This is a genomic window from Gordonia sp. LUNF6 (genome assembly GCF_047041125.1).
Classification (GTDB): Bacteria; Actinomycetota; Actinomycetes; order Mycobacteriales; family Mycobacteriaceae; genus Gordonia; species Gordonia sihwensis.
The window spans coordinates 2,202,769-2,225,850 of record NZ_CP178181.1 but is presented as its reverse complement, the minus strand read 5'-3'; the positions used below and the strand labels follow the sequence as shown (position 1 = coordinate 2,225,850).

Annotated in this window: 24 protein-coding genes and 1 tRNA gene; 18 read left to right on the top strand and 7 right to left on the bottom strand. The window is 66.9% G+C overall.

Annotated elements, in window-relative coordinates; genetic code table 11:
- Positions 1 to 100: 100 nt before the first annotated feature.
- From ACK8HH_RS10435 to xerD, 3 genes are read left to right on the top strand one after another with little or no spacing between them, the layout of a single operon-like run.
- On the top strand, positions 101 to 1,837 hold the full coding sequence (locus ACK8HH_RS10435; RefSeq protein ID WP_006898314.1) for a CTP synthase: 1,737 nt from the start codon (positions 101 to 103) through the stop codon (positions 1,835 to 1,837).
- A 12-nt stretch (positions 1,838 to 1,849) separates the two neighbouring features.
- Positions 1,850 to 2,476 carry an NUDIX domain-containing protein gene (locus ACK8HH_RS10430; protein ID WP_006898313.1) on the top strand — a complete coding sequence of 209 codons (627 nt, stop codon included), beginning with the start codon at positions 1,850 to 1,852 and terminating at the stop codon, positions 2,474 to 2,476.
- Positions 2,477 to 2,487: 11 nt separating this feature from the next.
- Positions 2,488 to 3,414, top strand: a complete 927-nt coding sequence (gene xerD, locus ACK8HH_RS10425; protein ID WP_045537988.1) for a site-specific tyrosine recombinase XerD — start codon at positions 2,488 to 2,490, stop codon at positions 3,412 to 3,414.
- Between the two features lie 19 nt (positions 3,415 to 3,433).
- Here xerD and ACK8HH_RS10420 read toward each other — a convergent pair whose 3' ends face one another.
- Positions 3,434 to 4,333: an LLM class flavin-dependent oxidoreductase gene (locus ACK8HH_RS10420; RefSeq protein WP_278123858.1), complete on the bottom strand. Its 900-nt coding sequence runs from the start codon at positions 4,331 to 4,333 to the stop codon at positions 3,434 to 3,436.
- 138 nt (positions 4,334 to 4,471) lie between these two features.
- Here ACK8HH_RS10420 and ACK8HH_RS10415 point away from each other — a divergent pair, with 138 nt between their 5' ends.
- The 10 genes from ACK8HH_RS10415 to ACK8HH_RS10370 all read left to right on the top strand — a co-directional run bounded on the left by ACK8HH_RS10415 (position 4,472) and on the right by ACK8HH_RS10370 (position 13,821).
- Positions 4,472 to 5,914 (top strand): DUF222 domain-containing protein, encoded by a 1,443-nt coding sequence (locus ACK8HH_RS10415; RefSeq protein WP_412475168.1) that lies wholly within the window; start codon positions 4,472 to 4,474, stop codon positions 5,912 to 5,914.
- A gap of 247 nt (positions 5,915 to 6,161) precedes the next feature.
- Positions 6,162 to 7,064, top strand: coding sequence for a ParA family protein (locus ACK8HH_RS10410; protein ID WP_006898309.1), 903 nt, complete (start codon positions 6,162 to 6,164; stop codon positions 7,062 to 7,064).
- On the top strand, positions 7,061 to 7,936 hold the full coding sequence (locus tag ACK8HH_RS10405; protein ID WP_045537992.1) for a segregation and condensation protein A: 876 nt from the start codon (positions 7,061 to 7,063) through the stop codon (positions 7,934 to 7,936). The genes ACK8HH_RS10410 and ACK8HH_RS10405 overlap by 4 nt, the downstream gene beginning before the upstream one ends.
- Positions 7,937 to 7,986: 50 nt before the next feature.
- Positions 7,987 to 8,661 carry an SMC-Scp complex subunit ScpB gene (gene scpB / locus ACK8HH_RS10400; protein WP_412475731.1) on the top strand — a complete coding sequence of 225 codons (675 nt, stop codon included), beginning with the start codon at positions 7,987 to 7,989 and terminating at the stop codon, positions 8,659 to 8,661.
- Between the two features lie 53 nt (positions 8,662 to 8,714).
- Complete coding sequence (locus ACK8HH_RS10395) at positions 8,715 to 9,749, top strand: pseudouridine synthase (protein ID WP_062367681.1); 1,035 nt, start codon at positions 8,715 to 8,717, stop codon at positions 9,747 to 9,749.
- A gap of 32 nt (positions 9,750 to 9,781) precedes the next feature.
- Complete coding sequence (gene cmk, locus ACK8HH_RS10390) at positions 9,782 to 10,462, top strand: (d)CMP kinase (protein WP_039868219.1); 681 nt, start codon at positions 9,782 to 9,784, stop codon at positions 10,460 to 10,462.
- Complete coding sequence (gene der / locus ACK8HH_RS10385; RefSeq protein ID WP_006898304.1) at positions 10,459 to 11,898, top strand: ribosome biogenesis GTPase Der; 1,440 nt, start codon at positions 10,459 to 10,461, stop codon at positions 11,896 to 11,898. Before cmk ends, der begins: the two co-directional genes overlap by 4 nt.
- Positions 11,899 to 11,957: 59 nt before the next feature.
- A complete protein-coding gene (locus ACK8HH_RS10380) occupies positions 11,958 to 12,221 on the top strand; it encodes a hypothetical protein (protein WP_045537997.1) in 264 nt (87 codons plus the stop codon).
- Between the two features lie 71 nt (positions 12,222 to 12,292).
- Positions 12,293 to 12,366: transfer RNA gene (locus ACK8HH_RS10375), tRNA-Pro, on the top strand.
- A 102-nt stretch (positions 12,367 to 12,468) separates the two neighbouring features.
- Positions 12,469 to 13,821 (top strand): HEPN domain-containing protein, encoded by a 1,353-nt coding sequence (locus tag ACK8HH_RS10370; RefSeq protein WP_062367682.1) that lies wholly within the window; start codon positions 12,469 to 12,471, stop codon positions 13,819 to 13,821.
- Between the two features lie 43 nt (positions 13,822 to 13,864).
- Here ACK8HH_RS10370 and ACK8HH_RS10365 read toward each other — a convergent pair whose 3' ends face one another.
- Both ACK8HH_RS10365 and ACK8HH_RS10360 read right to left on the bottom strand, forming a co-directional pair.
- Positions 13,865 to 14,401 (bottom strand): hypothetical protein, encoded by a 537-nt coding sequence (locus ACK8HH_RS10365; RefSeq protein ID WP_006895126.1) that lies wholly within the window; start codon positions 14,399 to 14,401, stop codon positions 13,865 to 13,867.
- 91 nt (positions 14,402 to 14,492) lie between these two features.
- Positions 14,493 to 15,053 carry a phage major capsid protein gene (locus ACK8HH_RS10360; RefSeq protein WP_231875744.1) on the bottom strand — a complete coding sequence of 187 codons (561 nt, stop codon included), beginning with the start codon at positions 15,051 to 15,053 and terminating at the stop codon, positions 14,493 to 14,495.
- On the opposite strand from ACK8HH_RS10360, the gene ACK8HH_RS10355 reads away from it, so the two are divergent.
- The 3 genes from ACK8HH_RS10355 (at position 15,046) to ACK8HH_RS10345 (ending at position 17,386) form a co-directional block, all read left to right on the top strand.
- Entirely contained in the window at positions 15,046 to 15,930 is an 885-nt protein-coding gene (locus ACK8HH_RS10355) for an AMP-binding protein (RefSeq protein WP_082781320.1), read from the top strand. The two genes, ACK8HH_RS10360 and ACK8HH_RS10355, sit on opposite strands and share 8 nt — an antisense overlap.
- A gap of 92 nt (positions 15,931 to 16,022) precedes the next feature.
- Positions 16,023 to 16,865 carry a 3-hydroxyacyl-CoA dehydrogenase family protein gene (locus ACK8HH_RS10350; RefSeq protein ID WP_062367720.1) on the top strand — a complete coding sequence of 281 codons (843 nt, stop codon included), beginning with the start codon at positions 16,023 to 16,025 and terminating at the stop codon, positions 16,863 to 16,865.
- A 74-nt stretch (positions 16,866 to 16,939) separates the two neighbouring features.
- Entirely contained in the window at positions 16,940 to 17,386 is a 447-nt protein-coding gene (locus tag ACK8HH_RS10345; RefSeq protein ID WP_412475167.1) for a nitroreductase/quinone reductase family protein, read from the top strand.
- Between the two features lie 16 nt (positions 17,387 to 17,402).
- Here the strand turns inward: ACK8HH_RS10345 and ACK8HH_RS10340 are convergent, their stop codons facing one another.
- From ACK8HH_RS10340 to ACK8HH_RS10330, 3 genes are all read right to left on the bottom strand, one after another.
- Positions 17,403 to 17,702 carry a hypothetical protein gene (locus ACK8HH_RS10340; RefSeq protein WP_045538890.1) on the bottom strand — a complete coding sequence of 100 codons (300 nt, stop codon included), beginning with the start codon at positions 17,700 to 17,702 and terminating at the stop codon, positions 17,403 to 17,405.
- A complete protein-coding gene (locus ACK8HH_RS10335) occupies positions 17,699 to 18,301 on the bottom strand; it encodes a recombinase family protein (RefSeq protein WP_412475166.1) in 603 nt (200 codons plus the stop codon). Before ACK8HH_RS10335 ends, ACK8HH_RS10340 begins: the two co-directional genes overlap by 4 nt.
- Before the next feature lie 392 nt (positions 18,302 to 18,693).
- On the bottom strand, positions 18,694 to 19,728 hold the full coding sequence (locus tag ACK8HH_RS10330; RefSeq protein WP_412475165.1) for an NAD-dependent epimerase/dehydratase family protein: 1,035 nt from the start codon (positions 19,726 to 19,728) through the stop codon (positions 18,694 to 18,696).
- Between the two features lie 209 nt (positions 19,729 to 19,937).
- On the opposite strand from ACK8HH_RS10330, the gene ACK8HH_RS10325 reads away from it, so the two are divergent.
- Complete coding sequence (locus ACK8HH_RS10325) at positions 19,938 to 21,848, top strand: potassium transporter Kup (protein ID WP_412475164.1); 1,911 nt, start codon at positions 19,938 to 19,940, stop codon at positions 21,846 to 21,848.
- Positions 21,849 to 21,867: 19 nt separating this feature from the next.
- Here the strand turns inward: ACK8HH_RS10325 and ACK8HH_RS10320 are convergent, their stop codons facing one another.
- Positions 21,868 to 22,461, bottom strand: coding sequence for a hypothetical protein (locus tag ACK8HH_RS10320; RefSeq protein ID WP_039866858.1), 594 nt, complete (start codon positions 22,459 to 22,461; stop codon positions 21,868 to 21,870).
- A 179-nt stretch (positions 22,462 to 22,640) separates the two neighbouring features.
- On the opposite strand from ACK8HH_RS10320, the gene ACK8HH_RS10315 reads away from it, so the two are divergent.
- Positions 22,641 to 23,078, top strand: a complete 438-nt coding sequence (locus ACK8HH_RS10315; RefSeq protein WP_412475163.1) for a hypothetical protein — start codon at positions 22,641 to 22,643, stop codon at positions 23,076 to 23,078.
- Positions 23,079 to 23,082: the final 4 nt, after the last annotated feature.

Below are 23,082 nucleotides of genomic sequence, written 5' to 3'. Positions count from 1 at the left end.
TCGGCTGCTCGTAGCGGCATTCCGCGCCGATGCTGTTAGGCTGAAGTCCCGTAGGTATTCAAGATTTCGCAGAGGCTTGAACCGCCCGACGGGAGAAAAATTGCGATCATTGCGTGACCAGCGCGCCGGAGCAAAGCACATCTTCGTGACCGGCGGTGTCGCCTCGTCACTCGGCAAAGGTCTGACGGCCTCGAGCCTCGGCCAGCTCCTGACCGCCCGCGGTATGCGGGTGACGATGCAGAAGGTCGATCCGTACCTGAACGTCGATCCGGGCACGATGAATCCGTTCCAGCACGGCGAGGTCTTCGTCACCGAGGACGGCGCCGAGACCGACCTGGACATCGGTCATTACGAGCGCTTCCTCGACCGCAATCTGTCCGGATCGGCGAATGTGACCACCGGGCAGGTGTACTCGACCGTCATCGCGAAGGAACGCCGCGGTGAGTACCTCGGCGACACCGTGCAGGTGATTCCGCATATCACGGACGAGCTGAAATCGCGGATGATGGCGATGCACGACCCCGACGCCGACGGCGAGGAGCCGGATGTCGTCATCACGGAGATCGGCGGAACCGTCGGCGACATCGAGTCGCAGCCGTTCATCGAAGCGGCTCGGCAGATCCGCCACGACCTCGGGCGCGACAACGTCTTCTTCCTGCACGTCTCCCTGGTTCCGTACCTGGCGCCCTCCGGCGAGCTGAAGACCAAGCCGACCCAGCATTCCGTGGCGGCGCTGCGGAGCATCGGCATCCAGCCCGACGCACTGATCCTGCGGTGCGATCGGCCCGTGCCGGAGGCGCTCAAGAAGAAGATCGCCCTGATGTGCGACGTCGACATCGACGGATGCATCTCGACGCCGGACGCACCGTCGATCTACGACATCCCCAAGGTGCTGCACTCGGAGCAACTCGACGCCTACGTGGTCCGTCAGCTGGGACTGCCCTTCCGCGACGTCGACTGGACCGTGTGGGGCGATCTCCTCGACCGGGTCCATTCGCCGCGCGAGACGGTGCGGATCGCGTTGGTCGGCAAGTACATCGACCTGCCGGACGCGTATCTGTCGGTCACCGAGGCGATCCGTGCCGGCGGCTTCGCCCACCACACGCGCACCGAGATCTCCTGGGTTCCGTCGGACGACTGCGAGACCTACGAGGGTGCGCACGCGGCCCTGCGGGACGTCGACGCGGTTCTGGTGCCCGGCGGGTTCGGGATCCGCGGGATCGAGGGCAAGCTGGGTGCCATCAAGTACGCGCGGGAGAACGGGATCCCGCTGCTGGGACTGTGCCTCGGTCTGCAGTGCGTCGTGATCGAGGCCGCGCGGCAGGCGGGACTGGCCGATGCCAGTTCCACCGAGTTCGATCCCGATACCCCTTCGCCGGTCATCGCGACGATGGCGGATCAGGAAGCGGCCGTGGCGGGCGATGCGGACCTCGGCGGGACGATGCGGCTGGGCGCGTACCCGGCCACGCTGATCCCGGGATCTCAGGTGGCGCGGGCGTACGGCGCCACCGAGGTGAGCGAGCGGCACCGCCACCGCTTCGAGGTCAACAATGCCTATCGGGACAAGATCGCCGAGTCCGGTCTGGTGTTCTCGGGCACGTCGCCGGACGGCAAGCTCGTCGAGTTCGTCGAATATCCGAAGGACGTCCATCCGTTCCTGGTCGCCACCCAGGCGCATCCGGAGCTCAAGAGCCGTCCCACTCGCCCGCACCCGTTGTTCAAGGCGTTCATCGAGGCCGCGTTGAAGTACAAGACCGCAGTGCGGCTGCCGGTGGAACTGGAAGGTTACGACGCGAGCGGAGTCGAGATCCTCGAGACCGTCGCAGACGGGGAATGAGGTGCTGAGCCGATGAGCGAGCCGGGATCGCACGAGTTCGTCACGCGGTCGTCGCGGACCGAGTACACCGGAGCGATCCTGGCTCTGCGCATCGACGAGGTGGAGATGCCAGGGGGCCGGACGGCCCGCCGCGAGGTGGTCGAGCACCACGGTGCCGTCGCCGTGGTGGCACGCGACGACGAAGGTCGGATCGCGATGGTGCGGCAGTATCGTCACCCGATCGGACGCCGGTTGCTGGAACTGCCCGCGGGTCTGCTCGACGGCGGACCGCAGGAATCGCCGTTGTCGGCCGCACAGCGGGAACTCGCCGAGGAGGCGGATCTGGCTGCGGACCGGTGGCGAGTGCTCGTCGACCTGGTCGTGTCTCCGGGGTTCACCGACGAGGCGTTGCGCGTCTATCTGGCGGAGAGTCTCCATCAGTTGCACGCCGCTGATCGTGAGGACGAGGAGGCGGATCTCGTCCTGGAATGGGTGCCGTTGGCCGACGCGGTGCGGATGTGCCTGTCGGGCGAGATCGTCAACGCGACGGCCGTGTCCGGAGTGCTCGCCGCGGCGGCGGCCGACGCGAGCGGTACGGAACTCCGCGCCACGGACGCACCGTGGCGAGATGAGCCGACGGCCTTCGCGGCACGCCGATAGGGCGGCGACAGATGTCCACCGCGACCGTCGACGACGCGATCGCCCGCTACCTCGACCATCTCACGGTGGAACGCGGGTCGGCGGTCAACACCGTCGCCTCCTACCGTCGCGACCTCGAACGGTATCGGTCGTTTCTCGACGGGCGCGGAATCTCCGAGATCGCCGCCATCACCGAGGAGGATGTGCGCGACTTCCTCGTCGCTCTGCGGCGCGGGGACCCTGGCAGCGGTGTTCCGGGACTGGCCGACTCGTCGGTCGCGCGGACGCTGGTGGCGGCGCGTGGCTTTCACAAATTCTGTACGGCCGAAGGGTTGGCCGGATCCGACGTCGCGCATGCGGTACGTCCGCCTAAGCCGCCGCGGCGCCTCCCGAAATCGTTGCCGGTAGACGATGTTCTCGCGATCCTCGACGCCGCGGGCTCCGGCGACGGGCCGCGCAGCCTGCGCGATCGAGCGCTCGTCGAACTGCTCTACAGCTGTGGTGCCCGGATTTCGGAGGTCACCTCGCTCGACCTCGACGACCTCGATCTGGAGCACCGCGCGGTCGTCTTGCGCGGCAAGGGCGGGAAGGAGCGGATCGTGCCGGTCGGCGGACCGGCGATCGACGCCGTGGACGCGTACCTCGTGCGCGGCCGGCCGGCGTTGGTGAAACGGGCGACGCCGGCGCTGTTCCTGAACGTCCGGGGCGGAAGACTGTCCCGGCAGAGTGCCTGGCAGGTGCTCGTCGACGCCGCGGAACGTGCCGGTGTCGACAAGGAGGTCTCGCCGCACACTCTGCGGCACAGTTTCGCCACGCATCTGCTCGACGGCGGCGCTGACGTTCGCGTGGTGCAGGAATTGCTCGGTCACTCGTCGGTGACGACGACTCAGGTGTACACGCTGGTCACGGTCAACACGATGCGCGAGGTGTATGCGACCGCGCACCCGCGGGCGCGCTGAGTACCGCCCCTCGCCACCCTCACGCCGACCGGTGCTCGGCGACCAGTTCCCGCACAGCGGGTGCCACCTGGGTGCCGATGGTCTCGATCTCGGCCGCGTCGTCCGTCGCGAAGATGAACCCGGTGATGCCGTAGTCGCGGGTGAGACCGGCGAGCTCGTCCACCCAGGATGCCGGCGGACCGCTGAGCAGATCTCCGCGAGCGTCGTTGAAGTGACCGCCGACGTTCAGGTATCGCCGGATAGCCGAGGGGTCACGGCCGGCGTCGATCGCGGCTGCGTCGATCACGGCATTCATCGAGGTCAGATCGCTGACCCCGTTCGGCAGATAGCTGAGCGACGGCAGGCAGCCGTCGCATTTGCGGCCGACGAGTCGGAGCATGCGCGGTTTGTACGCGCCGACGGTGATGCCGATCGGGTGGGCGGGCGCCGGGCCGCGTTTGGCGCCGTCCACCTGGTAGAAGTCACCGCTGAGATGAACGCCGCCGCGGGCCGAGGTGTCCCAGATCGCGCGCATCACGTCGATCGCCTCGTCCAGTGCACGACGGCTTTCTCCGGGGGTGCGACGCGGACCTCCCATCGCCGCGATCGCGTCGACGAAGCCGCCTGCACCCAGTGCGATCTCGCATCGACCGGCGGAGAGCAGATCGAGGCTCGCAGCGGCGCGGGCGAGAACAGCGGGAGGCCGCAGCGGGAGGTTGAGGACGTTTCCGGACAGAATCACGCGCTCGGTCCGCGCGGCGATGAAGCTCAGCAGGGTCCAGGTGTCGAGGAACGCCGGTTGGTACGGGTGGTCCTGGATCGTCACCATGTCGATGCCGGCGTCTTCGGCGGTCAGAGCCAGGTCGACGGCCTGCTGAGGTGCCTTTGACGTACCTGTGACGAAGACGCCGAAACGAAGGTCGAGACCGTAGTCGCTCATGGTTCGCAGACTACGACGACGAGTGCGCGAGCGCAGGCGAGCGCCGACTGTTTTGTCAGAGGTCGGCCGTATGATTCGAACATAGAAGCACAGCAGAAGTGTTCTCGGACACTGTGCAGGTCGCGGGGGGTGGGTTCGATGGTCGCGTCAGAAGTGCTGCTCCCGGACGATCCGGCCGCCCTCGCCCGCCTGTTGGAGGCTGCGGCGACCAAGTTCGCGTCGCTGCCGCTGTCCGCGGTGACCGAAGACACCCTGCTGGAGACGGTCGAGACGTTGGAACGTACTCATCGTCGTCTCGACGGTGTGGACGCCGCGGTGCTGGTGGAGGTCTCCGACCGCGGCGCCTACCGCAAGGTCGGGTATTTGTCGGTGCATCAGTATTTGGCGCAGGGGTTGCGGCTCGGTGACGGTGCCGCCCGACGCCGACGCGTCAGCGCCGCCGGCATCGGACGATTCACCGACCTGCAAGGCCAGACCCGCGAACCGGTACTGCCGGCGACTGCGGTCGCGGTGGGCGAGGGTGCGATCGGTGCCGACCACGTCCGGGAGATCGACGCCGTCATGGACAAGATTCCCACCGCGATCGACGCGCAGACCCGGGCACGGGCCGAGGTGCAGTTGGCGTGGGTCGCGCGTGAGTTGAGTCCGGCCGGTGTCCGCACCGCCGGCATCCGACTGCTGGCGCACCTGGATCCGGACGGAACCGTCACCGACGAACGCGACCGCAAACGCCTGCGCGGCTTCACGATCCTGCCCCAGGATCTGCGGCTGATGAGCAAAGTCCGCGGCTACCTCACCCCGGCGTTGCGCGCGGAGATGGAGGCGGCACTGCCGTCGTGGGCGGCACCGGGGATGAACAATCCCGACGACCCGGACTCCCCGTCGGGGACCGTGGAGTCGGCCGACCCGGCCGCTCTGGCGGCCGCGGTGGAGCGTGATACTCGCACGCCCGGGCAGCGCACCCACGATGGTCTGCAGGCGCTGCTGCGCGCCTCCCGCACTGGTGTTGGGGGTGGTCGGCGGTCGGGTGATCTGGTCATCACTGTCACCGACCGGGAGTTGGCCGAGCGGGCGGGGGTGGCGTTGACCGCGACCGGGACTCGGGTGCCGGTGGCGGAGTTGATCGAGGTCGCCGCCGCCGCGACCCCGCACCTGGCCGTCTTCTCCGCCCACACCGGACAAGCCCTCTACCTCGGACGGGGACGCCGGCTGGCGTCGCGGGCGCAGCGGTTGATGCTCTTCGCCCGCGACCGCGGCTGCACCGCCCCCGGCTGCGCAGCCCCGTTCACCCGGACGCAGGCCCATCATTTCCCGGACTGGGCCGACGGCGGACCCACCGACATCGACCACCTCGGCGCCGCATGCGGGCGTCACAACCGCTCCGTCGGCCCCCGCCCCGGGCAATGGCAGACCACCATCCTGATCGACGGACCCCACGCCGGCCGCGTCGTCTGGCGACCCAGCGGCACAACCAGCGGCAGGAGAACGCGGCCCGGGTGGCGGGTCAACCAGATCCACCACGCCGAACTCCTCCCGGGCCACCGACCCCAGCCGCCGCCGTTGCCGCACCCGAGGCTGTGAATCGCGCTGTCGCGACGGCTATCCCGTTCAGCCGCCGACGGGCGGTCGGCTTCAGTCTCAAGGCGAGGTTGAGGACTCGGCCGACACTCCGACGCCGCCGATTGCGGCTGCGACGTCGGGCGATCATGGACGGACCGGCCGGGTGCAGCAGGTCTGCGGAGTGCCTGCCGTGGACGTCCGTCTCGACACATTAGGATCGAGACGACCAGTTTCGCAGCGTGCACAACCGGGGAGGAGCATCGAACAGGTGAGTGCATCCAACCCCCGCGGCAAAGCACAGCAGGGTCAACTCGACGTGCCGGCGGACAAGCTCGGGCCGACGGGACGCCCCTACCGCGACATTCCAGACCCCGCGCCCCGCGAGAAGCACGGCCCGGCGGTCATCGTCGCGATGTGCAACCAGAAGGGCGGCGTCGGCAAAACCACCTCGACGATCAATCTCGGTGCCGCACTTGCCGAATGCGGTCGACGCGTACTGCTCGTCGACCTCGACCCGCAGGGGGCGCTGTCCGCCGGTCTCGGGGTGGCGCACCATGAACTCGAAGAGACGGTCCACAACCTCCTGGTCCCGCCGTACGCGGCGACCGACGACGTCCTCATGCGCACCCGCGTCGACGGACTCGATCTGCTCCCGTCGAACATCGATCTGTCGGCGGCCGAGATCCAGCTCGTCACCGAGGTCGGGCGCGAACAGGCGCTCGCCCGTGCGCTGCACCCGGTGGCCGACCGCTACGACTACATCCTCATCGACTGTCAGCCGTCGCTCGGCCTGCTCACCGTGAATGCGCTGGCGTGCGCCGACAACGTCGTGATTCCCATGGAGTGCGAGTACTTCAGCCTTCGCGGGCTCGCACTTCTCACCGACACCATCGAGAAGGTTCACGATCGACTCAACCCCAAGCTGGAACTCGGGGGCATTTTGGTCACCATGTTCGACCAGCGCACTCTGCACTCGCGGGAAGTGATGGCCCGCGTGGTCGAGGTGTTCGGCGACGCCGTGTACGACACCGTCATCAACCGAACCGTGCGGTTCCCGGAGACGTCGGTCGCCGGTGAGCCGATCACGTCATGGGCGCCGAAGTCGTCGGGGGCGAAAGCGTATCGCGACCTCGCACGTGAGGTGATCGCCCGCAACGAGACTCAGGCGTGACCGGGACCGAGGAGACTCTGACCCCCGTCGGCGACGGGCCCGCGACCTCCGGCCCGGAGACGGCAGACGCCGAGGCGGGCGGGCGGAGCGACGGCTTCCAGGTCCGCCTCGCCAACTTCTCCGGGCCGTTCGACCTACTGCTCAACCTGATCAGCCAGCACCGCCTCGACGTCACAGAGGTGGCGCTCCACGTGGTGACCGACGATTTCATCGCATACACCAAGGCGCTGGGCGCCGAGGCCGACCTCGAACAGACCACTGAGTTCCTGGTGATCGCCGCAACCCTGCTCGATCTCAAAGCCGCGCGGTTGCTGCCCTCCGGCGAGGTGGAGGACCCCGAAGACCTGGCGCTGCTCGAAGCCCGCGACCTCCTGTTCGCGAGGCTTCTGCAGTACCGTGCCTACAAGCAGGTCGCCGTCCTGTTCGGCGAACTGGAGGCGGCAGCGCTGCAACGGTATCCGCGCGCTGTTTCGCTGGAGGCGAGGTTCGAAGATCTCCTGCCCGAGGTGGATCTGGGAGTGAATCCGCAGCGATTCGCGGAGATCGCTGCGGCGGCCGTCGTACCGAAGCCGAAGCCGACCGTCGGGCTCGACCACCTGCACGGATCCACGGTGTCGGTGCCCGAACAGGCCAAACGGCTCACCGAACTGCTCACCGCGGCGGATGGTCAGTGGTTGACGTTCGGGGCATTGGTGGCAGAGTGCGCGAACGGGCTCGAGGTGGTGGCCCGGTTCCTGGGATTGCTCGAGCTGTATCGGGAGCGCGCGGTGCAGTTCGAGCAGCCGGAGCCGCTCGGTGAGCTCAAAGTCTGTTGGACCGGCGACCGCGAAGCACAGGAGATCGACATCGAGAAGTCGGAGGACTACGGATGACGACAGAACCGGGGATGACGAGCGATCATGGGCGGACGGACGAACCCGACATGGACGCCGGCATCGACGAGGGCGATCACCTGGAAGACGACGAGTTGCGGGCCGCTCTGGAAGCGGTGCTCCTCGTCGTCGACACGCCGGCCACGGTGGACGAACTCGCGTCCGCTGTCGGTCAGGACCGCACACGCGTCCGGCAGATGCTTCGGCGGATGAGCGCCGACCTCACCGCGGCATGCAGTGGGATCGACCTTCGCTTCGCCGGCGACGGATGGCGCTTCTACACCCGTTCCGACTACGCGCCCTACGTCGAGAAGCTGCTGCTCGACGGCACGCGGAGCAAGCTGACGCGAGCGGCGCTCGAAACGCTCGCCGTGGTCGCCTACCGGCAACCCGTCACCCGTGCTCGCGTGAGCGCGATCCGCGGAGTCAACGTCGACGGAGTGGTGCGGACACTGCTCGCACGCGGGCTCATCAGCGAGGCCGGGACCGACGAGACGACGAACGGCACGCTGTATGTCACCACCGAGCTCTTTCTCGAGCGGCTCGGTCTCGCGTCCTTGAGTGATCTGCCCGACATCGCACCCCTGCTTCCGGGCGTCGACGTGATCGACGACCTCGGCGAGGAACTCCTCGACGATCCGCGATTCGCCAAACTGGGCGGTGGCCAGGCACAATCGAATGTTGATGTCTCGGCGCAGGCATTGGCGGAGGCCGATGAGGGCTGAGCCGCCTCGGGCCGTGACACCACCTGAAAATCAATACAGTCGAAGGACACTTCATGGCATCCGCTAGCCGAGACGGCACACCGGGAAAGCGACGAGGGAGCGGGACCAACCGCTCGTCGTCGGACAAACAGAATGCACGCGGCAAGAACGCGGCAGGCAAGAAGGGCGCTCCCTCGGGCAAGCGCGGCGCGCCGGCCAAACGGGGTGGTCCGGGACAGCAGCCGTCGAGCCGCAAGCCGCATCGCAAAGGCAGCTCCCGCGTCGACGTCGAGTCGGGCAAGATCCGCCTCAACAACTCCAAACCCGCCCGCCACCAGGTGGCTGAGGTGGAGGGCGACGGCGTCACCTACGTCTCCGACGGGATGCGACTGCAGAAGGTCCTCGCGGCGGCGGGCGTCGCCTCCCGTCGAGGCGCCGAGGAACTGATCGCCGCCGGACGTGTCGAGGTCGACGGCGAAGTGGTCGTCGAGCAGGGACTGCGGATCGACCCGAACACCGCGATCATCAAGGTCGACGGCGCCCGCGTCGTCATCGACGAGTCCAAGCAGTACCTGGCGCTGAACAAGCCCAAGGGCTGGCACTCCACGATGAGCGACGAGCACGGCCGACCCTGCATCGGTGACATCGTCGCCGAGCGTGTGATGGCCGGTCAGCGCCTCTTCCACGTCGGGCGGCTCGACGCCGACACCGAAGGACTGCTCCTGCTCACCAACGACGGCGAGCTCGCGCATCGCCTGATGCACCCGTCGTACGAGGTGCCGAAGACGTACCTGGCGACGGTGCGCGGCGAGGTCAACCGCGGGCTCGGTCGAGAGCTGCGTCGGGGAGTGGAGCTCGAGGACGGCCCGGTGAGCGTCGACTCGTTCGCACTCCTGGAGGTGAATCAGGGCAAGTCGTTGATCCGGTTGACCCTGCACGAAGGCCGCAAGCGAGTCGTGCGTCGCCTGCTCGCCGAGGTCGGTTTCCCCGTGACACGACTGGTCCGTACCGACATCGGTCCGGTGGCGCTCGGCAAGCAGCGTCCCGGCAGCCTGCGCGTCCTCGACAACAAGGAGATCGGCGCGCTGTACAAGGCGGTGGGAATGTGACCGGCGTCAGCGAACCGAGTGCTGCTGAGTCGATGAGGGTCGTCGCGATCGACGGCCCCGCGGGAACCGGCAAATCGACGGTCTCGGGCAAGCTGGCGTCCCGCATCGGGGCCCACATGCTCGACACCGGCGCGATGTACCGTGCCGCGACGCTCGCCGTCCTGCGGGCGGGAGTTCGGCCCGACGGTGACGAGGTCGGCGACATCGTCGACGCCGCCGACATCCGGCTGACGGTCGGCGGCGACGACGCGGGGGACACCCAGGTGTTCCTCGACGGTGAAGACGTCTCCCGAGAGATCCGCACCGACGAGGTCACCGCGGCGGTGTCCGCGGTGTCGGCGAACCCGCGGGTGCGCGAGAAGCTCGTCGAACTGCAGCGCGCGCACGCCGACGACGCGTACCTGGTCGTCGAAGGACGTGACATCGGCACCGTGGTGTTCCCGGACGCCGCACTCAAAGTGTTCCTGACCGCGACGCCCGAGGCCCGGGCCGAGCGGCGTCACCGGCAGAATCTCGCTGCCGGCCGCGAGAGCATTCTCTCCGAGGTCCTCGACAGCGTGAACCGTCGCGACCATCTGGATTCGACCCGAGCGGTGTCGCCGCTGCGCGCGGCCGACGACGCGGTGCTGGTCGACACCAGCGACATGACCCTTGAGCAAGTGATCGACCGGCTCGCCGAGCTGGTCGCCGAGCGGATCGGAGTCCGCCCATGAGTGACGATTTCTCCACCGAGTTCGCCGACCCCAACCTGGCCGGCGACGGCACATGGTCGGACGAGGGCGATTGGGACCTGTCCGATTTCGTGACCGACGACGCCGCGGGAGAGAGCGCCGCACTGCCGGTGGTCGCGATCGTGGGACGGCCCAACGTCGGCAAGTCGACCTTGGTGAACCGCATTCTCGGTCGTCGTGAGGCGGTCGTCGAAGACGTCCCGGGTGTCACGCGCGACCGTGTGTCGTACAAGGCCGACTGGATCGGCCGCCAGTTCATGGTCACCGACACCGGTGGCTGGGAGCCGGATGCCAAGGGGATGGGCCTGGCGATCGCCGCCCAGGCCGAGTACGCGATGCGCACGGCTGATGCGATCGTCCTCGTCGTGGACGCCACCGTCGGCGCCACTGCCACCGATGAGGCCGTCGCCCGTGTGCTGAGGCGGTCGAAGACCCCGGTGCTGCTGGCGGCGAACAAGGTCGACTCTGAGCGGATGGAAGCCGAGGCTGCATCGCTGTGGTCGCTCGGGCTGGGGGAGCCGCACACCATTTCGGCTGCTCACGGCCGCGGTACCGGAGATCTCCTGGACAAGATCCTCGAGGTTCTGCCGGAGTCGCCGCGCGAACGATTCGCCGTCGGCGGTCCGCGGCGTGTCGCGCTCGTCGGAAAGCCGAACGTCGGTAAGAGCTCGCTGCTGAACAAGTTGGCCGGTGAGGAACGCGCTGTGGTCGACAACGTCGCGGGCACCACCGTCGACCCCGTCGACGAGTTGATCGAACTGGGCGGCAAGCCCTGGCAGTTCGTCGACACCGCCGGATTGCGCCGCAAGGTGCGGAACGCCACCGGGCACGAGTACTACGCGTCGCTGCGGACCCGTGCGGCACTGGACTCGGCCGAGGTGGCTCTGCTGCTGATCGATGCCAGTCAGACGATCACCGAGCAGGACCTGCGCGTGCTGTCGATGATCGTCGACAGCGGTCGTGCGCTCGTCGTCGTGTTCAACAAGTGGGACCTCGTCGACGAGGACCGCCGCTACGAACTCGACAACGAGATCGACCGTGAGTTGGCGCGCGTTCCATGGGCACGGCGGGTGAACATCTCGGCGATGACCGGGCGGAGCGTCCAGAAGCTGGTTCCCGCGCTCGAGGGCGCGCTGGAGTCGTGGGACAAGCGCATCTCCACCGGTCAGCTCAACTCGTGGCTCAAGGAGATCATCGCCGCCACGCCGCCGCCGGTGCGCGGAGGGCGACAGCCGCGTGTCATGTTCGCCACGCAGGCCGCGACCAGACCTCCGACCTTCGTGTTGTTCACCACCGGCTTCCTGGAGGCGGGGTACCGCCGCTTCCTGGAGCGGAAACTGCGCGAGCGGTTCGGCTTCGACGGTTCGCCCGTGCGGATCAACGTCCGTGTGCGCGACAAGCGCGACCGAAAGAAGTAACTACGTGCCCACAGCGCCTGAGTACGAGTAGTGCTCGGGCGCTGTGGCACAATTCCGGCATGTTGATCATCGGAATCGTCCTCTGGGGCATGCTCATCGGTGCTGCCGCCCAACTGATCCTCGGAACCGGCCGCAAGGGGCTCAACTGGGGCATGGCTCTGGCCTCGGGCCTCATCGGCTCATTCGTGGGCGGACTCTTGATCAGCCTGATCGCCGGTGACGGTATCGAGTTCCGTCCCAGCGGCATCATCGGCTCCATCATCGGGGCTCTGATCGTCTCCGCGATCTGGATCGCGGTCGACCGTCAGCGCGCCGAAAAGTAGCCGTACGCAGGCGATTAGCAGTCTGGCCGTCGGGTGAGCTAAGGTGAATTCGCTTCGCCAGGCGGAGCAGACGGGCTGTGGCGCAGTTTGGTAGCGCACTTGACTGGGGGTCAAGTGGTCGCAGGTTCAAATCCTGTCAGCCCGACGTCGTGACCAGCACTTATGTGCTGGTCACAGTCGTGTGTGCCCTCTACGTGCCCACTCTTGCGCGTCAATCCGCAATCTTCGTCCGTGCTTTGATTACGCGGTGGACAAGAAGGTAGATGAGACTCTCGGTGGAACTATGGGTCATTTTTGGGTAGACCTGGCGACCTACAACCGAGCCGACACCTCCTGGCAAGGGCATGCCGAGCAACAGGACGACTACCTCGCCATTCGGACTATCAAACGACCCGACGAGGGACTCCCACAGCCGGGGAGTACTCCCATGCCAGACGCCGTTTATGGCGCTACTGAGGTCGGCGGGACGGTTGCCTACGACATTCGAAGTGTCCCCGAGAACAGCGTAATGGGGGGTAACAAGATCTCTGTACGCTCCTACCTCGCGCGCGGATTCGTTGTCGGTGTTGACCCGAGCGAGCTAGCCAGTGCGAAGGTTGTCTCGATCACCGCGAACTTCTATGGACTTGTCATGTGGAGCGGAGCGAAGGGCGCTCACATCGACTACGACCGGCAGCCAGACGGCCGGGTCAACACAATGACCTACACGGTTCGCCGGGTGACTCCGATCACTGCGGAGATCAGCGACCGGCGGACCCTGGAGATTGGTGTCAGTTGGGAAGCTAGCGAGCGCCAGTTCGATCAGTTCGCGGCGTCGACACCACTGACATTCACCATCACCAGATCTAGGCCCGGTACATGGTATGAACTCATTCGCCCGGTGATTGCCTTCCAGGATCTAATCAACTTGGCCTACGACGCTTTCGTCCCGTGCGTCGGCGGTTCGCTAGTCCCTCACTACCGGAAGGACGTTGAGCCGAGCAAGGGTGCGCTGTGGAGCAATTCGCTCATGGACGTTCCCGAGGGGGTAAAGCGTGCCTCGGAGAAGTCCGAGCGGCCGGCCTTCTCACTCGGGGCAATTGGTGGTGCGCCAGGCGTGCGGCGATGGCTGTTGTTGGCTGAGACGCATCCCCGCGCGGTGGGGCCGTTGACCAGCGCTCGCCGATTCGGCATGACGACGGTCGAGGTCGAGCTAATGAACATCGCCGTCGCTATCGAGTACTGGGTCGGAGCGTGCAAGAAGGAGTCGACTACGAGGCCGAAGTGGACCAAGGTCAAGAACAAGGGGTACGCCGAATTGCTGGCTATGCACGTTGGTTCAGCGTTCCGGAAGTTCGTCGGTGGTGATGAGTGCAAGTGGGCGCGTCTGTTCTGGGACCGATACACAGCTCTGAAACACGACCCATTGGTTTCGTATGACTCGTACGAGGTTTCGACCCTGATGAGGAGCGGACGGATACTCCTGATGTGTGCTCTACTCAACCGGGTAGCAGGTTCTAAAGCGCCCACGAGGTGGATCTGTCAGTCCACCCAGTTCTATCACTTGGGCGAGCGCACGCGGGACCTCATGGCGAGTAATCCGAAGCTCTTTCGGCGGTAGCGCGTTACCTCACAGGCGTGGTGATCCCGGCCGCGCATGACGGTCAGGCCACGCCGGGACAGAACTCGTGTTTCTGGCGCCGCGCGCCGGTGACGGCGTGGAGTCCGACGGGTCCGCCTCCGCTGAGTCCGGCCGATGCCGGAGTGAGGGCGGCCATGTCGGCGCCGATGCCGGTGTGCTGGCCGGCGGAGTGCCGTGGAGCTCGTGGTGGGTTCGGCCGGCGTCGGGTCGGTGCCGACGCCCCGCCCTGGCGCCGGCGGGCGGCCATGTTGGCCTCCGTGGCCTGGGCGCGGTTGGTCGGGAGTGCTCCGCCGGCTCGCTGCGCAGACGTCGCGCGCTCTCCGCTGGTGCCGTGTTGGCGGTGGAGACGGGCTAGTGAGACTTGGGGCCGGGCGGCTCGGTCGTCGGGGATCTGGCCCCCGTTGCGGAAGTTCGGAATCTGGCCGCCATCGCGGAACGGGGAGATGCCAGCGGAACTGAGATCGACGTCCCCAACGAACGGTAGGTTCTTCGCCAGCCAGGTGACTCGTGATCCGCTCCACTCCATGCCGAAGTGCGGGATATGGTCCATGATGCCCACGGCGTGAATCTCCTTGTGTTGAAACGGAACCGAGGCCCAGGCGCCGCGCGGCGGAGTGCGGAACCTGGGCCTCGGAGTCAGAGGGTCATTGTCAGGCGGCGGTGCCGACCTTGACGATGGCCTCGGGGCGGTAGACGCTCACGCCGAACCGGCCCTCGACACGGACGCGGGTCTGGTTGCGCTCGAACAGTTCGCCCGAGGTGTCCCACTCGATATCGACGGCCGCGCCCACGACGTCCACGCTCACTGCCGACGGGTCCAGGACCACGGCTGTCTTTGCCGGGAGCGCGGTGGTCAGGACCGCGCGGAGTCCCCACAGCTCACGTTCCATGAGGTCAATCGGGACGACTCGGAATGCGATGGCGTCGTCCGAGGTGGCCAGGAGTTCCACGGCCTCCCAATCGGCCGGGGAGATGAACAGGACGCTCGGCTCGTAGCCGAGGGTTTCCTGGGCCGTGATGGCCTTACGGATGGACGTCAGGGCGTTGGTGGCGAACGCCTGGATCTGCACGCCGCTGGTGTTGAGGAGTCCGGTCAGGTGGGCGCCGGTGCCGTCTCCGCCGATCACCTCGACCTCCAGGGCCTTGTCCAGGCCGTAGACGAGAACTGTACAAGACCGGCGGCGAGCTCGTGGCGCCGGCCGAGTGTTCACCGTCGTTCTCGGCGGTACCGCCGTGCACGTCGACCGATGGGACCCGGACTGGGGCGTGCAGGTGATCCGGGAGGAAGGGGTGACCACCTTCTTCGGCGCACCCACGTTCCTGCAGGACATGATGCGCACCGATCTCGCAGGCGATGCGGACAACCCGCTCTCGTGCCTGGTGATCGCGGGATCGTCGGTACCGCGGAATCTGCCGGTCCAAGCCGCGGAGGCTCTCGGCGCCTACGAGGCTCCCGCCTGGGGGATGACCGAGTGCAGCATCCTCGTCTCGTGTACGCCGAAGGAGTCGGACGCCATTCTGCGCACCGACGGGTCGGTCTTCGAGGGCTCGGAGATGCGCGTGGTCGATGTCGACGGCAACGAGTGCCCGACCGGAGTGGTCGGCGACCTCCTGATGCGGAGCCCAGGTGTGGTCTACGGTTACTTCGACAGACCCGATGCCACATCGCGAGACTATCGCCCGGGACTGTGGTTCTCGACCGGCGACCGAGCCGGCATCGACGAACACGGCTGGATCTCCCTGTCGGGACGGAGCAAGGACATCGTCATCCGGGGCGGCGAGAACGTCCCGGTGACCGACATCGAGTCGTTGATCTTCGACCACCCCGACGTGTTGAACACGGCCGTCGTCGGCATTCCCGACGAACGGCTCGGCGAACGTGTCTGCGCGGTGCTCGTGATGAAGGACGGCCGGCCCGCGCTCACGCTCGCAGGGCTGTCGGAATACCTTCTCGCGCAAGGGCTCTCCAAGCATTACCTCCCCGAACGTATTGTCACGCGCGGTGAATTGCCGATCACGCCCAGCGGCAAGATTCAGAAGTTCCGACTGCGGGAATCGCTGACTGACGGAGTCGGTGGCGCGGGCTGAATCGACGCGCCATGTCATGTATCGACGACTACATCGAGGTGCTGCGGAATTCCCGCAGGCCGGACCAGACCATGCAAGAGACGGAGACGAAGATGAGCTTGCCCACCAGGGTCGGGGTGTACGGAGGCGGACGGATGGGAGCCGGGATCGCGCACGCCTTCCTGCGTTCCGGCACCGCGGTCACGGTGATCGAAGCGGACGACTCCGCCGCCGACCGCGCTCGCGATCGGATCGCTTCGAGTCTGACCAAAGCGGCGGAGAGGGGTGTGCTCGCCAATTCTGTCGACGACGCACTTCGCCGAGCCGACGTCACGACCGGCGCTGAGAACCTCGCCGAATGCGGACTGGTCATCGAGGCGGTGCCGGAGATCGTCGAGGTCAAAGCGGAGGTCCTGGCGCGCATAGAGAAGACCGCTCCGCTCGCCGTCGTGGCGACCAACACCAGTTCGCTGTCGATCGACGGTCTGGCCGATTCACTCACCTCACCGGAGAAGTTCATCGGTCTGCACTTCTTCAACCCGGTGCCGGCCAGCGACCTCGTCGAGATCGTCGTCGGCACGAAGACGTCCGAGACACTGGTCGCCGATGCTCAGCAGTGGGTGCGCGACATCGGGAAGACCGGTATCACCGTCACGGACTCGCCGGGGTTCGCTTCGTCGCGGCTTGGAGTGGCGATCGCACTCGAGGCGATGCGGATGGTGGAGGAAGGTGTCGCCTCCGCGGCGGACATCGACACGGCGATGACCCTCGGCTACAAGCATCCCACCGGACCCTTGCGCACCACGGACATCGTCGGACTCGACGTCCGTCTCGCCATCGCCGAGCATCTCGCCAAGGAGATCGGACCGAGGTTCGAGCCGCCCGCGATACTCCGTGACAAGGTGGCAGCCGGGCATCTCGGCCGCAAGACGGGGCAGGGATTCTACGAATGGTGACCTGTTCGGTCGGTTGAGCGGTCATCCATGACTGCCGAGGGCGCTGCCCGCGCCGTTCCGGCACAATGGGCCGCATGAAGCTCTCTGACACGACCGCGTCCGCCGGTGCCTGGGTTCTGGAGAACGGTCATCGCGCGCTCCTGGCGATCACCGGCGGATGCTTCCCGAAACGGATGCTGGGGATGCAGACTCTTGAGCTTCACACGATCGGAAGGAAGTCGGGGCAGCGCCGGTCGACGATGCTCACGGCACCGATCTATTCGGCCGATCAGATCGTGGTCGTCGCCTCGAAGGGCGGACACTCCGACCACCCCGACTGGTACAAGAACCTCGCAGCGAACCCCGACGTGGAGGTGACTGTCGACGGTACGACGACGTCATGGACCGCGCGACGGGCGAGCGCCGAGGAGAAGTCGCGGCTGTGGCCGTCGATCGTGAAGATCAACCCCGGCTACGAGGGCTACCAGCGCAAGACCGATCGGGACATCCCCGTGGTCATTCTCACGCCGCGCGGCAGGTAAGACCGACGCGAGGGTGTCAGGTGGTGCCGTGGCGAAGGAATCCGTAGAGGCCGGCGCGGTAACCGCGCTGATAGCTCAGGTCGTCGTCGGGGTCGGTGCCGTTCTCGAGAACTGACGCCGCGTGGTGCCGCGCCCACGTCTGCGGAAGGCTCGACAGGTAGGCGAGCGACTCGTCGAACCCCTGCTGGAAGAGGTCCGGATCGAGGCATGCGTCGAGTTCCGGATCGACGAGCGGATACGACGTCGGCAGACGCGTCACGGTGGCGTGACCGCTGAGCGGCGCGGTCGTCTGAGGGTCGGCGGAGTGAGCGGTCATCGGCGGGTTCGTCTTTCAGCGAGGGTTCGGTACAGGGTGGCTCGGCTGACTCCGAGTTCGGCGGCTATCGCGGGTACGGGATGGCCGGCGGCACGCATGCGCTCGGCGGCGGCGGCTTGGGTCTCGTCCAGCGCGCGGGGCCGGCCGACGCCGGAAGCGGCGTGGGAGCGCCGATGCGGAGACCGACGGTGTTCCGATGTCGCCTCCTCGTCGTCGAGCTCGGCGAGGGACGCCAGGACGCCGACGATCATCGCTCCGGCGGGGTCCGCGGTATCGACTCCCTCGCGCAGCGACTGCAGTCCGATCCGCCGCCGAGTGAGTTCGCGCGCACTCGAGAGCACTTCGCGTGCGGTGCGGCCCAGTCGGTCGACGCCGACGACGACGGCGGTGTCTCCGGGCCTCGCGTAGTCGAGCAGCGCTGCCCAGCCGGGGCGCTCGGGGGAGGGGGTGCCGGCGCCGGACCTGTCGCTGTAGATCCGCGACGGTTCTACGCCGGCATCGGTGAGCGTATCGATCTGTGCCTCGAGTCGCTGAGACCCTCCGGGCGCTCGTGCATAGCCGAGTCGGTACCCGGCGCCGACGGCCTCATCGTCTCTCATGTCTCATAATGTATCGCAAAAGTAGCGGGTCTTGGTTTTGCGACACTCCCGAATTCGAGTGGTCCGCTCAGGCTGGTCGAGCGAGCGCAGTGGGGGCGGGGTCGTTCCTGCGGTGGTGGTGGTTCATTTCGACTCGCTGCGCTCGCTCAATAAGCTTGAAGATGAGGCCTGACTGGGTCGCGCTCGCTCAGTGAGCGCGAAGATTGGGCCTCGCGGGGTCGCTCGCAGTAAGCCTGAAGATCAGCCCGGCCGGGATCGCTCGCTCACCAGACCTCGTCGCAATAATAATTTTGCGACTGTCGCATAATGGTGAGATGCGAAAACGCTGCTCGCCTCGCCCGGGTGGGGGCGAGACGAGCAGCGCGGGAGTTCTTGGAGGGGCTGGGGCGGGGTCAGCCGACCGGGGTGGGGAGGACCGACTCGAACGCGCGGCCCGACCGGGGGCGCGCGGAACCCATCTGCTTCGAGTCGCACAGGAAGGAGACGAGGTCGGCGAGAGTGTCCGCGGACGGCCGCGGCTCGTAGCCGAGCTGTGTCCGTGCCTTGCTGATGTCGACGACGGGTTGGGCGACCAGCGCCGCGATGGACGCACGCGAGACGAGGTCGGAGCCGAACAGATGGCTGATCGGTTCGGCGATGGGGACCACCAAGTTCAGCAGACGCAGCGGTACGGCGAACAGCGGGCGGAATCGCCCGCAGAGCTCTGCGACGGCGCGCATGGCCTCGAAGAGGCAGACCTGTTCACCGCCGAGCAGGTAGTTCTCGCCGGTGGCGCCGTGCGCGGCGGCGAGGGTGAGGCCCTTGGCCACGTCACGGACGTCGACGAGATCGAAGTTGCCCTCGACGAACAGGGGGACTCTGCCCTGCGCCGCGTCGCGCAACATGCCGTTGATGCGTGAGAGTCCGTGGTCGACGGGACCGTACACACCGGTCGGGTTGCAGATCACGGCGTCGAGCCCGTCCGCGATCACCTTGCGCAGTTCCTGCTCGCCCGCCCATTTCGATCGGTCGTACACCGGGAGCGCGGGATTCTCCGAGCGCGCGGAGTTCTCATCGACGATCCCGTTGTCGGTGTACTGGTCGAAGGAGTGAATCGAGCTGCAGTGGACGAAGCGTCGCACACCGGCGGCGAGCGCGGCTCGAGCGGTGGATGCAACGCCCTGTGTATTCACTCGCCAGGCGAGTTCGTCCTGCTGTTTGAGGGTGATCATCGCGACGAGGTGATACACGGTGTCGACGCCGTCGAACGCGGCGACGAGTGCGTCGTGGTCGAAGATGTCGGCGGCAGTCCAGGTCACCTGCGGGTGATCGAGGCCGTGCGCCGGCGACACCCGGTCGATGGCGACGACGTCGTGCCCGTCGGCGACGAGCTGGTTGACCAGGTTGGTTCCGACGAATCCAGCAGCTCCGGTGACGGCGACCTTCATGTGCATCCTCATTCCCGACGTGACAGACCACAGTGCCCGGTGATCTGGCGTGCCCCGTCCCAGCAGACTAGAACACGTTCTAATTCGCACGAGGCTATCTGGCCCGCTCACCGCCGCGCAAGGGTGTCGCGGATTTGTCGTCCGCGCCGGGGGTTCGCACGTGCCGTTACCGGCCCCGTCTGCGCGCGGTCCGGGGTACTGTCCGAGGAATGTCTGAACAGGCAGTGCACGCGGTGCGACCGCTGCGAGCGGCGATGGTCGTCGGTGCACTCGGCGTGGTGTTCGGAGACCTGGGGACGAGTCCGATCTACACCGTTCAGACGGTCTTCGACCCGAGGGACCCGCACCCGATCGCGCCGACGTCCGACAACGTCTACGGCGTGGTCTCGCTGATCTTCTGGTCGGTGATGATCATCGTGACCCTCACGTATGTGCTGCTCGCCATGCGCGCGGACAACGACGGCGAAGGCGGGATTCTCGCTTTGATGACCCTCCTGAAACGGTGGGTGGAACAGATCGATCCGCGGACGTTCATCGTGCTCTCCGCACTCGGCATCCTCGGAGCCGCACTCTTCCTCGGGGACAGCATCATCACCCCCGCGATCTCGGTGCTGTCGGCCGTCGAGGGCCTCAAAGTGGTCGATCCGGAGCTGCATTCCTGGGTGGTCCCGCTGACCGCATTGATCGTCTTCGTGCTGTTCCTCGCCCAGCGGTTCGGCAGCGGCGGCGTGGGTCGCTACTTCGGGCCGGTGATGGCGGCGTGGTTCGTCGTCATCTCGGTGCTCGGAATACACGGAATCACAGCCGAACCCGGCATCCTGCGCGCACTGTCGCCGACCTACGCGGTCGGTTTCGTCGCCGGTCATTTCCACGTCGCGTTCTTCGCGCTGGCCGCGATCGTGCTCGCCGTGACCGGGGCCGAGGCGCTCTACGCCGACATGGGCCATTTCGGGCGCAGACCCATCTCCACCGCATGGATCCTGATCGTCGCGCCGGCCCTGACACTCTGCTACCTCGGTCAGGGCGCCCTGGTGCTTCACGACGTCCGCAATCTGAGCGCGCCGTTCTTCCTGCTGAGCCCGCAGTGGGGGCAGATCCCGCTCGTGATGCTGACGACGATGGCGACGGTGATCGCGGCGCAAGCGGTGATCTCCGGTGCGTTCTCCGTCGCCTCGCAGGCGGCTCGTCTCGGCTACATGCCTCGTCTACGCCTGGTGCACACCTCCGACCGCGAGTACGGGCAGGTGTACGTTCCGTGGCTCAATTGGTTCCTGATGGTCTCGGTGATCACCCTGGTGTTCGCATTCCGCAGTTCCGACGCCCTCGCCTACGCGTACGGCATGGCGGTCACCGGGACCATCGCGATCACCACGATCCTGTTCTTCGTCGTCGCACGGCACCGTTGGCGGATCCCGTGGTGGCTGCTGGCGCCCGCCGCGGCCGCACTGTTGACCGTCGACTTGCTGTTCTTCGCGGCGAACATCACCAAGTTCGTCCACGGGGCGTGGCTGCCGTTGGTCATCGCTCTCGCGGCTTTCGCGATCATGACGACGTGGCGGCGCGGTCGCCTGCTGGTAGCGGCTCGTCGATCGCTGCTCGAGGGCCCCGTCGACGAGTTCCTCCAATCGCTGCGGTCGGGGGAGCGCGAGGTCGACGTGGTGGACGGCACGGCGGTCTTCCTCAATCGCGACCCGGCCAGCGCACCGCTCGCGTTCCGGGCGAACGTCGATCACAACCGTGTCCGGCACCGGCAGGTCCTCTTCGTGTCGGTGGAGGTCGCTACCGCGCCCCGCGTCGATCCTGCGGCGCGGGTCCGCAGAATCGACCTCGGTGCCGACGACGAGGGGATCAGCGCCGTCGTCGTCCGCTTCGGGTATGCCGAGCCGCCGGACATCCCGGCGACTCTCGGTGCGATACGTGACCTTCCGGTGGGTGTGGACCCCGCGGCAGTGACGTACTTCCTGTCGACTGTGGAGTTGCGTCTGAGTGACGAACCGGGCCTGGCGGGCTGGCGCAAGCGAGTGTTTCTGGCGAGTTCGCACGTGTCGTCGGACGCGAGTGACTACTTCCGGCTTCCGCGCGAGCAACTCGTCGTGATGGGGGCACGGATCCCGGTGTGACGCAGGCGGCCTCGGCCGGTCAGCTCAGCGCGATGACCCCGCCCGTCGGCGTCGAGGTGGGGCCGCTGCCGCCGCCGATGTCGCGGGCGATCCACACACCCGGCGTGAGCTGACGGTACTCATGGAGGCTGACCGGCTCACCGAGGAAATCAGCCGAGAAGTCCGCGGCGTAGACCGGCCGACCGTCGACGCGCGAGACGGCGGGAACCACCTCGGCTCCGGCGTCGGTGCCCCAGACGTAGTTCTTGTACACCCAGGGGCGCCCGCCCCGTTCGGTGAAGGTCAATGCGTCCCCGAGGACGCTCTGGGTGCGAGTGAGGGTCTTCCCCGCCTCATGGGGCAGTGTCCGGCCCCGAAGCTGGAACACCGGGAGCAGGGAGAGCTTCTTCTTCCCGAGGGGACGAACGCCCAGCGGCGCATCGGCGAACAACCCGAGGATCTCCTCGGCGGTGCAGTGTTCCATCAGGGAGGTGACCGTTCGCGTGGCGTTCCCCGGATCGACGACGCACGTGCGCGCCGGCGCGGCCGACGCGGTGGCGGGCGAACCGAGGAGTGATCCGACGGCTGCGATGATCGCGACGATTCTGATTCTTGTCGTACGTTCAAATGACACGAGGACATTGAACAGTGCGCAAAGCGGTCGAGCAATCCGAATGTCCCGACATTTCCTCGCCGGCTGATTACTTTGGTCCCTAGATTTCTGCCGCTCTCATGCACTTACCTTGTCCTGGGGTGAAGTCTCCAGTGCGGTCGAGGGATCGGCATCACTGCAGGGAGTGAAGGTGGGTTCTTGTGGCGGTGCGGACGCGGACAGCGAAGTCGGCGCAGGTGGATCGGCGCATCGCGAGGCGCGACGACGTGCTCGTCCTGGCATTCGTCGCCGTCGCGCTGGCGGGGGTGCTCATTCACGACCGCGTCGACATGCCGGCCACGCCTCTGCTCAGCGTCACCAACATGTTTCCGACCGCGGTCTACCTCGGTCTCGGACTGCTGGGCTTCGTTCCACGAGCTCGTGCCGCGTCGAGCTGGCTGCTCTTGATCTGGGCGTGGATCCTGGTGGTCGCATCACTGATCGGCCTCATACCGCAGAGCAACGCAGTCTCAGCGCCGCAGAATCCCAACGTGCACTACGTCTTCCACATCATCTACGCAGCGTGTCAGCTGCCGCTGATCGTCGCGCTGGTGCTGCGGCTCAATCGTGACGCTTCGGCCGTCACCACATCCCGCTGAGACA

Coding starts and splice junctions, on each gene's coding strand:
- ACK8HH_RS10430 (WP_006898313.1), top strand. CDS start 1,850: ATGAGCGAGCCGGGATCGCACGAGTTCGTCACGCGGTCGTCGCGGACC.
- xerD (WP_045537988.1), top strand. CDS start 2,488: ATGTCCACCGCGACCGTCGACGACGCGATCGCCCGCTACCTCGACCAT.
- ACK8HH_RS10420 (WP_278123858.1), bottom strand. CDS start 4,333: ATGAGCGACTACGGTCTCGACCTTCGTTTCGGCGTCTTCGTCACAGGT.
- ACK8HH_RS10415 (WP_412475168.1), top strand. CDS start 4,472: ATGGTCGCGTCAGAAGTGCTGCTCCCGGACGATCCGGCCGCCCTCGCC.
- scpB (WP_412475731.1), top strand. CDS start 7,987: ATGGACGCCGGCATCGACGAGGGCGATCACCTGGAAGACGACGAGTTG.
- ACK8HH_RS10395 (WP_062367681.1), top strand. CDS start 8,715: ATGGCATCCGCTAGCCGAGACGGCACACCGGGAAAGCGACGAGGGAGC.
- cmk (WP_039868219.1), top strand. CDS start 9,782: ATGAGGGTCGTCGCGATCGACGGCCCCGCGGGAACCGGCAAATCGACG.
- der (WP_006898304.1), top strand. CDS start 10,459: ATGAGTGACGATTTCTCCACCGAGTTCGCCGACCCCAACCTGGCCGGC.
- ACK8HH_RS10380 (WP_045537997.1), top strand. CDS start 11,958: ATGTTGATCATCGGAATCGTCCTCTGGGGCATGCTCATCGGTGCTGCC.
- ACK8HH_RS10350 (WP_062367720.1), top strand. CDS start 16,023: ATGAGCTTGCCCACCAGGGTCGGGGTGTACGGAGGCGGACGGATGGGA.
- ACK8HH_RS10345 (WP_412475167.1), top strand. CDS start 16,940: ATGAAGCTCTCTGACACGACCGCGTCCGCCGGTGCCTGGGTTCTGGAG.
- ACK8HH_RS10340 (WP_045538890.1), bottom strand. CDS start 17,702: ATGACCGCTCACTCCGCCGACCCTCAGACGACCGCGCCGCTCAGCGGT.
- ACK8HH_RS10335 (WP_412475166.1), bottom strand. CDS start 18,301: ATGAGAGACGATGAGGCCGTCGGCGCCGGGTACCGACTCGGCTATGCA.
- ACK8HH_RS10330 (WP_412475165.1), bottom strand. CDS start 19,728: ATGAAGGTCGCCGTCACCGGAGCTGCTGGATTCGTCGGAACCAACCTG.
- ACK8HH_RS10325 (WP_412475164.1), top strand. CDS start 19,938: ATGTCTGAACAGGCAGTGCACGCGGTGCGACCGCTGCGAGCGGCGATG.